General features: G+C 68.9%; 10 protein-coding genes and 1 pseudogene. 2 read left to right on the forward strand and 9 right to left on the reverse strand.

Annotated features, from left to right (window positions below; genetic code table 11):
* Nucleotides 1-323: 323 nt before the first annotated feature.
* Both DQP57_RS10570 and DQP57_RS10575 read right to left on the reverse strand, forming a co-directional pair.
* Nucleotides 324-1,094 (reverse strand): SDR family NAD(P)-dependent oxidoreductase, encoded by a 771-nt coding sequence (locus DQP57_RS10570; RefSeq protein WP_112632918.1) that lies wholly within the window; start codon nucleotides 1,092-1,094, stop codon nucleotides 324-326.
* 65 nt (nucleotides 1,095-1,159) lie between these two features.
* Nucleotides 1,160-1,989 (reverse strand): annotated as a pseudogene (locus DQP57_RS10575) (alpha/beta fold hydrolase).
* A gap of 68 nt (nucleotides 1,990-2,057) precedes the next feature.
* On the opposite strand from DQP57_RS10575, the gene DQP57_RS10580 reads away from it, so the two are divergent.
* Complete coding sequence (locus DQP57_RS10580) at nucleotides 2,058-2,666, forward strand: TetR/AcrR family transcriptional regulator (RefSeq protein ID WP_112632919.1); 609 nt, start codon at nucleotides 2,058-2,060, stop codon at nucleotides 2,664-2,666.
* A 50-nt stretch (nucleotides 2,667-2,716) separates the two neighbouring features.
* On the opposite strand, the gene DQP57_RS10585 is transcribed toward DQP57_RS10580, so the two are convergent.
* From DQP57_RS10585 to DQP57_RS10595, 3 genes are all read right to left on the reverse strand, one after another.
* A complete protein-coding gene (locus DQP57_RS10585; RefSeq protein WP_346427296.1) occupies nucleotides 2,717-3,283 on the reverse strand; it encodes a TetR/AcrR family transcriptional regulator in 567 nt (188 codons plus the stop codon).
* A gap of 109 nt (nucleotides 3,284-3,392) precedes the next feature.
* A complete protein-coding gene (locus DQP57_RS10590) occupies nucleotides 3,393-4,682 on the reverse strand; it encodes a lipase family protein (RefSeq protein WP_165821793.1) in 1,290 nt (429 codons plus the stop codon).
* Between the two features lie 70 nt (nucleotides 4,683-4,752).
* Entirely contained in the window at nucleotides 4,753-5,697 is a 945-nt protein-coding gene (locus DQP57_RS10595) for an extracellular catalytic domain type 1 short-chain-length polyhydroxyalkanoate depolymerase (RefSeq protein ID WP_112632936.1), read from the reverse strand.
* 75 nt (nucleotides 5,698-5,772) lie between these two features.
* Here DQP57_RS10595 and DQP57_RS10600 point away from each other — a divergent pair, with 75 nt between their 5' ends.
* Nucleotides 5,773-6,240 (forward strand): MarR family winged helix-turn-helix transcriptional regulator, encoded by a 468-nt coding sequence (locus DQP57_RS10600; RefSeq protein WP_112632937.1) that lies wholly within the window; start codon nucleotides 5,773-5,775, stop codon nucleotides 6,238-6,240.
* A 6-nt stretch (nucleotides 6,241-6,246) separates the two neighbouring features.
* On the opposite strand, the gene DQP57_RS10605 is transcribed toward DQP57_RS10600, so the two are convergent.
* The 4 genes from DQP57_RS10605 to DQP57_RS10620 form a co-directional block, all read right to left on the reverse strand.
* On the reverse strand, nucleotides 6,247-7,056 hold the full coding sequence (locus tag DQP57_RS10605) for a polysaccharide deacetylase family protein (RefSeq protein ID WP_112632922.1): 810 nt from the start codon (nucleotides 7,054-7,056) through the stop codon (nucleotides 6,247-6,249).
* 256 nt (nucleotides 7,057-7,312) lie between these two features.
* The gene (locus DQP57_RS10610) at nucleotides 7,313-8,713 is read right to left on the reverse strand and encodes an alpha/beta hydrolase (protein WP_112632923.1); all 1,401 of its coding nucleotides are present in this window, start codon (nucleotides 8,711-8,713) and stop codon (nucleotides 7,313-7,315) included.
* Between the two features lie 173 nt (nucleotides 8,714-8,886).
* Nucleotides 8,887-11,151, reverse strand: coding sequence for a heavy metal translocating P-type ATPase (locus DQP57_RS10615; RefSeq protein ID WP_112632924.1), 2,265 nt, complete (start codon nucleotides 11,149-11,151; stop codon nucleotides 8,887-8,889).
* Nucleotides 11,148-11,360, reverse strand: a complete 213-nt coding sequence (locus DQP57_RS10620) for a heavy-metal-associated domain-containing protein (RefSeq protein ID WP_112632925.1) — start codon at nucleotides 11,358-11,360, stop codon at nucleotides 11,148-11,150. Before DQP57_RS10620 ends, DQP57_RS10615 begins: the two co-directional genes overlap by 4 nt.
* Nucleotides 11,361-11,493 lie beyond the last annotated feature (133 nt).

Here is an 11,493-nt window from a genome sequence, read left to right on the forward strand (position 1 = left end):
GTCCGTCTTATAGTAGCGGGCGGCTCGGTAGCCCCGGTACGAGGCCTGCCGCCCTACACCACCCCATGTGGTGGAGTTTTCATGCGTATTTCGCCCAGGATTCCCCATCGGGGACCGCGTGTATAGCTGGTGCGTTCGCTTCGGGTTGTCATCATGGCCCCATGCTGTTTGAGCTGCACAGGTCGCTGTTGCTGTTACGGAATCGAGCGAGTGAACTTCGTCGCGAATTCGCACAATCGCGATCGGCGGGTTCGTCGGGCCGGCGGTATCAGGCCCGACCGCCCGCAGCGAAGGGCGACGGCCAAAGCTGATGCGCGACGGCGCTATCCGCCCACCATCATCAGCCCGCCGTCCACGGCCAGCAGTTGTCCGGTGATGAAGCCCGAGCCGGGGCCGGCCAGGAACACCAGCATCGGACCGAGGTCGCGGGCGGGTTCGCCTAGCGTGCCGCCGAGCGGGATCATCATCTGCATCTGCTGGTCGATCAGGGCCGCGGCGTCCGGGCCCAGGAATTCGCGGAGGCGGTCGGCGCCTGCCGTCTGCACCGCGGGGGCAAGCGCGTTGACGGTGATGTTGTCGGCGGCCCAGGCTTTGGCGGCCGACCGCGTCCACGCCTGCACCGCGCCCTTGGTTGCGGCGTAGACGGCCGAGATCGGGCTGCCCATCACGGCTTCCGACGACCCGAAGTTGATGATCCGGCCGCCCTTGGGGTCTTGGTCCTTCATTACCGCGTACGCGGCCTGGTTGGTGAGAATCGTCGCCTTGACGTTGGTGTCCAACAGAAACGAGATGTCGTCGGCGCCGATGTAACCGGGGATGCCGGCCTGCCACAGCCCCGCGGCGTTCACCAGCACGTCGAGCCCGCCGAGGCGGTGCGCCGCCTCGCGGACCATCGCCGAGACGGCCTCGCCTTGGCGCACGTCGCACTGCAACCATTCGGCCGCCAGGCCGTCTGGCGGTGGCGTCTGGTGATACGTCGCGGCGACCGTCGCTCCCGCCGCCGTGAGCACCTCGACGGCGGCCGCGCCGATTCCGGTGGCACCCCCGGTGACCAGGATCCGGCGGCCGAGCAGAGGAGACGTCGCGTCTGACATGGCCAAGACGCTACCGCGAGCTTTAAACTCGACGTTCGGCGCCAAGGCGTCCCGGCGCCGGCCGACTACGTGCGCACGGCGATCGTCGAGAGCAGATCGGCGAGCCGATCGGGCTGATCGACCATGGAGAAGGTCTTGGCCCCCGCGATGATTTCGAGGCGGGCCCCGGGAATGGTCGCGGCCAGCCGCGCCCCGTCTTCCTGCTCGAAGAACACGTCATCGGCCGACCACGCGATGAGCGTCGGTTTGTCGAAGTCGTACAGCCGGGCCGCCACCGTCGTCGTCACCTCGGTGCGCATCGAAAGCGTGAATTGGCGCAGGTCTTCGGCGATCGCCGGATTCGATAGCCCCGGGCGCACCCAGGCTTCGGTGAGCTCGTCGATGTTGGCGTGCGCCAGTCCGTCGAACGCACGCTTGCGCACGGCCGGCACCCGCATGGCCTGGGCCACGGCCCGGAACGACGTCTTGGACTTCGCCGCCAGAATGACCGGCCGCAGGATCGGCGGCGGAAAGTGTTCGAACGCATCGCAACTCGTGAGCACCAGCGCGCCCAGCCGTTCGCGATGGTGCACGGCCACCAGCTGGGTGACGACGCCGCCGGTGTCGTTACCCACCAGCACCACGTCCTGCAGGTCCAGCGCGGCGAGCACCTCGGCGACCATGCCGGCGACACCGGTGATCGTCCGGTCGGCGCCTCGGCGCAGCGGCTCGGGATGTGCACCCAGCGGCCAGGTCGGCGCGATGCACCGCAGGCCGCGCGCCGCCAGGCGTTCACTGACTTGGCGCCACAATTGCCCACCCATCATGTAGCCGTGGACGAAGACGACAGGCCGCCGTTTTCGGGTCCGGCTGCTTCGTAATGGATGGTTCCGGCACTAATGTCGATCGTCGACATAGCAAACTCCTACTTCGAGGGATAGACTTACAAACAGGCTGCCTGTTCGTAAGTTACCAACAGGCTGTATGGAAAGCAAGAGACGGACCCAGGAAGAGCGCTCCGCGGCGACCCGCGACGCGCTGATCGCGGCTGCCCGCAAGTTGTGGGGGCTGCGGGGTTACGCCGAAGTGGGGACGCCGGAGATCGCCACCGCCGCCGGGGTGACCCGCGGCGCGATGTATCACCAATTCGCCGACAAGGCAACACTTTTCCGCGAGGTCGTCGAGGTAGTCGAGCAGGACGTGATGGCGCGGATGGGCGTGGTGGTGGCCGAGTCCGGGGCCACCACACCGGCCGACGCGGTCCGGGCCGCGGTCGACGCGTGGCTCGACGTGTCCGGCGATCCTGAGGTGCGCCAGTTGATCCTGCTGGATGCACCGAGCGTGCTCGGGTGGGCCGAATTCCGTGACGTCGCCCAGCGCTACAGCCTGGGCATGACCGAACAGCTGCTCACCGAGGCGATCCGGGCCGGCCAGCTGGCCGAGCAGCCGGTGCGGCCGCTGGCGCACGTGCTGATCGGGGCGCTCGACGAGGCGGCGATGGTCATCGCCACCGCCGACGACCCGAAACGGACCCGCCGCGAAACCGGGCAGGTGCTACACCGGCTCATCGACGCCATGTTCGACGCGCGCTGAAGGCCACTTTCGAAGGCCGCGCGAAAACCGCAGGGCAGAACCGGGTTTCGTTATCCGTCGCGGACCTGCGCGACACCCGCGATGACGCCCTGGATCAGGCGGTCCAAGCGCTCGGCATCGTCGACGGCCGGCTGGCCCGCGACGAAGGTCAGCATGACGCCGTTGATGAAGGCCAGGGTGGCGGTCGCCTGGTCGTCGACCAGGGCCGGATCCGGTGCGCTGCCGGCGGGATGCCATTGGGTGACGACATTGCGCGCCAGGGTGTAGAGCCGGTCGGCGGATTCGTTGAGGGCGGCGGCCAATTCCGGGTCGCGGCCGGCCAGCAGCGCTAGTTCATAGCGGGCCTTCGCGCGAGTGAGCCACGGTTCGCTGTTCACGTACATGACGATGCGTGCCAGGCCTGCGGTGCCGGCGAACTGGGTGGCGTGATTCTCGGCGAGCTCGGCCATCATCGAGAAGTCGGCGACGTCGAGTTCGGCCAGTCGCGTCGCCATGGCGTACACCAACGCCTTGCGGGTCCTGAAGTAGAACGACGTGGTGCCGGCCGGCACCCCGGCGTGGTCGTCGACCTTGGGGTGACTGACGCCGTGTACGCCGTTGGCGCCCAGCAGCTCGATCGCGGCGTCGGCGAGCTGGCGGCGCCGCGCCGGCGCGTTGTGCTTTCTACGTGCAGCGATACGCCCCAGTTTATCCGGCGGAGGACCCAGCGGTCCGGATCGCGCGAATCTAGAACTGACCGCAGTTCGGCGTCGTGGGCTCGCCGTTGAAGCGCGCGGCGACCCATTGCATGGCCGGTTCGCCGTCGACCAGCATCGGCAGTGCGTGGTTGATGACGAGCTTGTTCAGGAAGGGCGGCTCTTCGTTGGTGCGGAATTCCACATCGGCGTCCTGGGCGCACCAATCGCGGCCGAGCTGGTTGGCCGCGGTCCACGGCACCAACGGGTCATAGCGATTGCTGTCGATCATCACCGGCGCGTTCGGTTTGTAGCGGCCGAGCCGTTGCGCCTCGAACAGGCTGTTGAACGGCTCCTCGTTCACCAGCTGATTGATGTCCTCGGTGAAATAGGGCTGGATGTGGCGAAACATGAAGTCCAGCAGGGTCTGTCCGACGCATTGCCGCGATACCGATTCCAGCATCGCCAACCCTCGCGGCGTCATCTTGGAGCGAATGACGTCGGCGAACTCCGGATAGGCCGCCATGACGCTGTTGAGCGCATACCCGACGACGCCGACGAGGGCGCTGCCATCGGCATAGGGCAGCAGCTCCTTGAGGTTGGCCGGCGGCGCGCCGGCGTAGGTGCCCACGATGTGTAGGTCTGGGGCGTATTGCGAGGCGAGCTCGGCGGCCGAAGCGGTCGCGCCCCCGCCTTGCGAGTAGCCCCAAAACGCCACCGGCCCATGGGGATCCAACGACGTCCCGGGCAACCGCATGGCCGCGCGTGCCGCATCGAGCACCGCCTGGCCCTCGGCGACCCGGCCCACGTAGGTGTGCATCGACGGAGTGCCCAGGCCCTGATAATCGGTCATCACGATGGCGAAGCCACGGGCGACCATGGTGGCGACGAACAACTCCTCGTAGTTGAACATGATGTCCCAGCCACCCGAATAGTGGATGCCCTGGTTGAACATGCGCGACGGGGCGCACTGATTGCCCTGGCCCTGGGTGCCGGGCGCGTAGCTGATCAACGGCCGCGGCCCGCCGCCGGGCCAGTCGTTGTAGGGCTCGAAGTAGGTGCCGGTGACCGCGATCGGGTTGCCCCGGGTATCGGTGCTGCGGTACATGATTCGGGTGCCGGTGGCCATGATCGCGCCCAACTGACCGGAGGGCTCCAGCACCAGCCGCGACGGCTCGGTGCGGATCAGGTCGCCGGGCCGGCCGGGCGGCAGGGGATCCGGCGGGAGGTAGAAGTCCGCGTACTGCGGTTCATCCCCACCATCGGCCCGCGCGTTTCCCACTCCCACGAGTGCGCAGGCGATTACCAGCAGTACTGCGAAAACTCCCCCGGCCCGATGCATTACGGAACGGTAACAATCACGGCGCCGCCAGCGGAAGAGCAATCTCTAATTTTTTAGAGATTAGTTTCGCCTACCGATGTCTCTGGCTGAAGAATTGCCAGATGGTGGCGGTGGCGTCCAGCGCGGTGGATGGTGCCGGAATTCCCGCGACCTTTTCTGCGAGGGGACTGCGCTCGCCGCCGGGCCATTGATGGCCGGCTCCGGCAACGGAGATCAACTGTACGGTGCGCCCGTCCGCGCAGCTCGCCGTCTGCGTTGTCACGTCGCCGGCGATGGTCGAGCTCGGCGGCCCGCATCCGTCGATGGCGCGCCAGGTGGCGTTGACGGATTCCGCCGACGGACCGTCGACGCGCGGAGACCCGTCGGCGTCAAAGGCTTTTCCGGGACCGCCGTTGTAGGGGACCCTGTCGTCGGCCGTGCCGTGGATCTGCAGCACGGAGGCCGGCCGTGCCGCGGAGCAGTCGGACAGCAGGGTGCCCGCCACCGGAGCGATCGCCGCGAAGGTGTCGGACTGGCAGCCCAGCCGAAGCGCCATCATGGCCCCGTTCGACATGCCGGTGACATAGATGCGTGCGCGGTCGACCGGTATCTCCCGCTCGATGGCGGCGACCATGGCGGTGATGAATCCGACGTCGTCGGTGTTGAGGCGCCCGGGCTCGCCGCAGCAGGTCCCGGCGTTCCAGGCCCGGTCGAGGCCGTCGGGATAGGCGACCAGAAAATGTCCGCTGTCCGCCTCGGCGTCCCAGTGATAGGAACGCTCGGCCTGCGCCCCGTTCCCGAAGCCGCCGTGCAGCATCACCACCATCGGCACCGCATCGGTCAGCCCCTGTGGCCGGTACAGGTGAAAGGTCCTGCCGGCGCCGCCCGAGGAGATGGTCTGCGTGGACTGGCCTACTGGAATGGATTGCGGGCCAGGGTTTCCCAGCGCATGGCCGCCGTCGAGGCATCCGGCGAGCACGACCACCAGCACGGGAAGTAGACACACGCTCGATGCCCGGACGATTCCCCATCGCATGAGCACAGCGTGGCACCCGTCGGCCACTTTGACAAGATGCTTGTCAATCTCCTGCCGGGTGGCACACTGGTCGGCATGCCACAGCGACCGGGGGCCGGGTGGGAGCCCACCGTGCCGGCGCTGGTGAACCTGGTCGCCGCGGCGGGGGCGCCGCGCTTGCGAGCAGCGTTCGCCGCGGCCGGCCTCGACGGGATTCGCCCCGCGCAATCGGTGGCTCTGGTGCCGCTGGCCGCCGGCGGGTTGCACGCATCCACACTGGCCGAGCGGCTCAGGGTGAGTAGGCAGGCGGTAGCGCAGGCCGTCGCGGCTTTGGAGCGAAACGGTTACGTGACCCGAGCGCCCGACCCGGAGGACGCCCGTGCGCGCGTCATCGAACTGACCGCGCGCGGCCGGCAGGCGCTTCGAGTAATGCGTTCCAACGCAGTGGCTTTGGAACAGCACTGGACCGAAGTGCTGGGGGCGCGACGGCTCGCCGAGCTCCGCGAAACGTTGAAGATCTTGCTTGCCAGCGAGGGGGAGGCGGCGGCGAATCCCGTTGGCTAGCAGCCGTTATGGCGTCTTGAGAAAGACGTCGTTGAGTGTGACGGTGCGCAGGTTCCGGTCGCGGATGGTCTCCACGAGCTGCGGATAGACGTGGGTCACCGGCAGATGATTGAGGTGGCCGATCACGATGGCCTGCGGCGTGAAGTACTGATCGGCCATTTGCACGATGTACTCCTCGGTGATCAACGTCGAATCCGACAGCGAACCCGACCACAGCGTGGGGACCTGGTAACCGAGGTCGGCGGCCACCGCGTCCACGCCGGCGTTGCGCTTTGCGTACGGCGGCCGCCAATACGGTTTGGCGCCGATGCCATACGTCTTCTTCAAAAACGCGTCATTGCGGGAGAGCTGTTCGGCCACTTGCTCTTTGGTCAATGTGGTCAGGTCCGGATGTGACCAGGTGTGGTTGCCGAGTTGGATCTGCCCGCTGTCGACCAACGGTCGAAGCAGCTCCAGGTTGTCGGTCCACGAGTCGTAGATCCCGTTCACGAAATAGGTCAGCCGTATGCCGGTGTCCTTGGCGAACTGGGTGTAGGCGCGCACCACCTCGCTGTTGACGCCGTCGTCGACGGTCAGTGCGAGCAGGTCGCCGTCACCGGGCAGCTTCATCAGGGCGCCGCCGCCGGGCAGCGGTATGCGGGCGCTGCGCGGCGGGGGCGGTAACAGGGCCTGCGGGGCGGTCGGACCGGAGGTCGGTATGTCGGCCGCCGAGGTCTGGGCAAACGTGCGTGGCTGCGGATCGACGATCAGCCGCGCGGCTCCCACGCCGGCGACGACAGACGCGGCGAGCGATCCGAGGAACTGACGGCGGTTCATGGCTGGCAGGCGAGGGCGCCGCCCACACCATCACGCGGCGACGACAATGGCGAATTCGGCCCGAGTATTCGCGGACGGATAGTGGCGCCCGGCGCAACAACGGCGTCCCCGCGGGAACCGCCGTCGGTACAAAACATCGAGGCCACAGCAGCGAACCGTACCATTCACCGCGCCGAGAAGTCGGCTCCGTTACGGGAGGGTCAGCTGTGAATTTCACTGACCCCGCTTTGCCGGGGCCCCGGGCCGACCGGGCGTATTAGTGCGGTTCGCCGGCGGCCCGTTGCGGCAATCGCACCGGTTCGGTGCTGGGCGTGCCCAGCGTCGAGGCCAGCCAGGGCAGCGCCGTGGCAAACGCCTGGGCGGCGAACGGCCAGTCGTGCTTGCCCGGCTGGGTGACCACCGCGCAGGCGATCCCGTGGGCGGTGCCGACGGCGCACAGTGAGTTCGCGGCGGCGTCCTGGCCCTCGGGGTTGGCGGCGGGATCGCTGCTGGACGCGGTGAGCGTGGGATTGGCTTCCTGCGCGACGGCGCGCGCCTCCGTCGACGAGGGCACGTCGAACCATCCCGATAGGCCGTCGTAGTGGCCGTGCTTCGTCATCACCGTGACGGGGTCGAAGGCCGCCCATGCGTCGTGATTGCCGCCGAACAACCGCGCGACGGTTTGATCCTTGGAGCCACCGTTCGGTCCGCGATCACCCGCGATGTCGACGAACGCGCTGAACAGCTCCGGGTGCATGACGGCCAGCGTCACGGCGCAGGTACCGCCCATCGACCAGCCGGCGACACCCCAGTTGGAGCGATCGGCGCTGACGCCGAAGTTCGACACCATGAAGGGCTCGATGTCCTTGGTCAGATGATCGGCGGCGTTGCCGCGGGGTCCGTTGACGCACTCGGTGTCGTTGTCGAAGGAACCGGTGGGATCGACAAACACCAACACCGGGGAGAAGCCGTGATGGGCGGCCGCGAAGTTATCGATGGCGGTGAACGCGCCGCCCGGGCCCAGCCAGTCGGCCGGGGTGTTGAAGGCGGAGCTGATCATCATGACCGCCGGCAGCCGCGGCGGCGGATTGCTGTTGAACCAGGCCGGCGGCAGGTAGACCAGCTCTCGACGGTGGGCGAAGTGGGAGCCAGAGGGGGAATTGCCGTCGATGTCCACCGGCACCACCACGCCCTTGGTCGGCCTGGTTCCGGCGATCTGCATCTCGGTGACCCGCAGCCGGTCGATCTGGTCGGGCAGTGGCACCGACGTCAGCTGATTCCACGCGGCGAGCGCGGTGGGGAAGTAGCCGACCCAGCCGTTCAGCGCCATGCCGGCACACAGGACGCACAGCGGTATCGCCAGTACCGCCGCCCCGCGACGCCACCAGCGCACGCCCCGCCAGCCGACCAGGAAGACGGCGGCGGCCAGGCCGCTCATCGCGATCCAGAGCCACAGGGTCGTCGGCGCCGGGTCGCCGGCCACCCCGAGCGACGTGATGTACCACCGCGCCAGCAGGGTGACCGCGACGGCTGCGATCAAGGCCACCGGCACCACCCGCTTGAGCCAGCTCCCGGCGCGCCAGTGGATCGCGACGAGCAGCACGAGCAGCGTCAGACCCTGCACGGCCGGCGGAAACCAGCCATGCAGCAGGGACAGCTGTCCGAAGAACTGCTCCAACGGTCGTGACCTTCGCTAGATCGATCGCTGCGTGGGGGTGCGGTGACTATCCAAGGGCCGGTCGGGGTCATCGGAGACGGCGGCCGGACCAACTATGTCATACGATCGCGGCCTGTCAGCCGACCGTTTCTGCGTGTAGGCCGACCAGATCCGCGCGACCTGGGCCGCCGCGCTCACGCGTCGTTGATGACGCTGGTGAAGGAGCGCAGCCGCAGGCTGTTGCCCACCACGAGAAGACTGGAGACGGCCATCGCGGCGCCGGCGAACATTGGGTTGAGCATGCCGAGCGCGGCCACCGGGATGGCGGCCAGGTTGTACCCGAACGCCCACAACAAGTTGGTTTTGATGGTGGCCAGCGTCCGCCGGGAGAGCCGGATCGCGTCCACCGCGGCACGCAGGTCGCCGCGGACCACCGTGAGGTCGGCCGCCTGGATCGCGACGTCGGTGCCGGTGCCCATGGCCAGGCCCAGGTCGGCGGCGGCCAGGGCCGCGGCGTCGTTGACGCCGTCACCGACCATGGCGACCACCTTGCCCTCCGATTGCAGGCGTTGCACCGCGGCGACCTTGGCGGCGGGGGTCGCGCCGGCGATGACCTGCGCGATCCCGAGCTCGTCGGCGACGCGGGCGGCGGCGCCTGCGTTGTCGCCGGTCAGCAGCACCGGGGTGAGGCCCTGCCCGGTGAACTGCCGCACCGCCGCGGCGCTCGATGGTTTGACGGTGTCGGCGACCACCAGGACGCCGCGGGCCAGGCCGTCCCAGCCGACGATCACCGCGGTCTTGCCCTCACCCTCGGCGCGGGCCTTGGCCCCCGACAGCGCGGGGTCGAGGTGCATCCCGCGTTCGGTCAGCAGGCTCTCGCGCCCGGCGACGACGGCATGCCCGTCGACCGTGCCCTGCACGCCGCTGCCCCCGATGCCGGTGAAGTCGGCGGGTGCGGGCAGCGCGCCGAGTTGCGCGGCGGCGCCCCGGGCGATGGCTCGCGCGACGGGATGCTCCGACGCGTCCTCCAGGGCCCCGGCGTAGCGCAACAGCGTGCTGCGATCGGTCTGCGCCCCGGCGATGACGTCGACCAGGGTCATCTTGCCGGTGGTGACGGTGCCGGTCTTGTCCAGCACGATCGTGTCGACGCTGCGGGTGGCCTCCAGCACTTCGGGCCCGTTGATGAGCACGCCGAGCTGCGCGGCGCGTCCGGTGCCGACCAGCAGGGCGGTCGGGGTCGCCAGCCCCAGCGCACACGGGCAGGCGATGATGAGCACCGCGACGGCCGCGGTCAGGGCGGTGGTGAGCGAGAAGCCCGCCGCGAGCCAGCCGGCCAGGGTCGCCACCGCGACGCCGATGACCGCGGGAACGAAGACGCCCGAGACGCGGTCGGCGAGGCGCTGCGCCCGGGCCTTGCCGGATTGCGCCCGCTCGACGAGCCTCGCCATCCGCGCAAGCTGGGTATCGTCACCGACCCCGGTGGCGCGCACCACGAGGCGGCCGCCGACGTTGACGGTGGCGCCGGTGACCGCGTCGCCCACACCGACCTCGGCCGGCACCGACTCGCCGGTCAGCATGGAGGCGTCCACGGCCGAGGAACCCGCGACGACGATCCCGTCGGTGGCGATCCGCTCCCCGGGACGCACCACGAACTCGTCGCCGACCGCGAGCCGGTCGATTGGGACGCGGATCTCGCTGCCTTGAAGGTCGGGGCGCAGCACCGCGACGTCCTTGGCGCCCAGCGTCAGCAGCGTGCGCAGCGCGGCGCCGGCCGTCCGCTTGGACCGCTTCTCGAAATACCGGCCGGCGAGGACGAACAACGTCACACCGGCGGCGACCTCGAAGTAGACGTGACACGGGGCGCCGTCGCGCCCGACGGTCAGCTCGAAGTCGTGCCGCATGCCCGGTTGGCCGGCCGTCCCGAGGAACAGGGCGTAGATCGACCACAGGAATGCCGCCAGGGTGCCGAGCGAGACCAGGGTGTCCATGGTGGCGACGCCGTGCTTGAGGTTGGTCCAGGCGGCCGCGTGGAAGGGCCGGCCGCACCACACGACGACCGGCGTGGTCAGGGCCAGCGACACCCAGTGCCAGTGCGGGAATTCCCACGCGGGGACCATGGCCATCGCGATGACGGGCCCGGCCAGCACGATCGCGGTGACCAGCCGCCGGCGCAGCGAGGCCAGCTCCGGGTCGTCGGGTGTCGAGCCTTGCGGCAGGGTGGCGGCGTACCCCGCCTTTTCGATCTCGCCGATGAGAATCCGCGGGTCGTAACCGGCGGGGGCCGTGACGGCCGCCTTCTCCGTGGCGTAGTTGACGGACGCCGCGACGCCGTCGAGCTTGTTGAGCTTCTTCTCGATCCGGGCCGCGCAGGAGGCGCAGGTCATCCCGGTGATCTCTAGTTCGATGCGGGACGGGGTGGTCGAGGCGGTGCGATTGATCTGCCGGGGGGGCGTGCTCATGCGACCAGGACGGCCTCGTAGCCGGCCTCGTCGACAGCGCCCACGACGGCATCCTCGTCGATGGGCTGTGCGCTGGTGACGACGAGCCTGCCCGTGGCGGCGCTGACCGCCACGTCCTGCACGCCGGGAATCTGGGCCACCTCGCTGCGGACGGCGGCCTCGCAGTGCCCACAGCTCATTCCGCTCACCCGATATTCGCTGGTGGGCATGCCGCTCCTTCTCGCTTCCCCGGCAGTCTTGACCCCTCCATTCTGCCTATACGCCCCGGTGCGCAATTGCCGCAGGTGGGAACCGAACATTCCGGATCCGCAGAACTAGACGGGATTAGGCTGCCGGGTAGCG

The sequence above is a fragment of the Mycobacterium colombiense genome (assembly GCF_003284935.1).
GTDB lineage: Bacteria > Actinomycetota > Actinomycetes > Mycobacteriales > Mycobacteriaceae > Mycobacterium > Mycobacterium arosiense_A.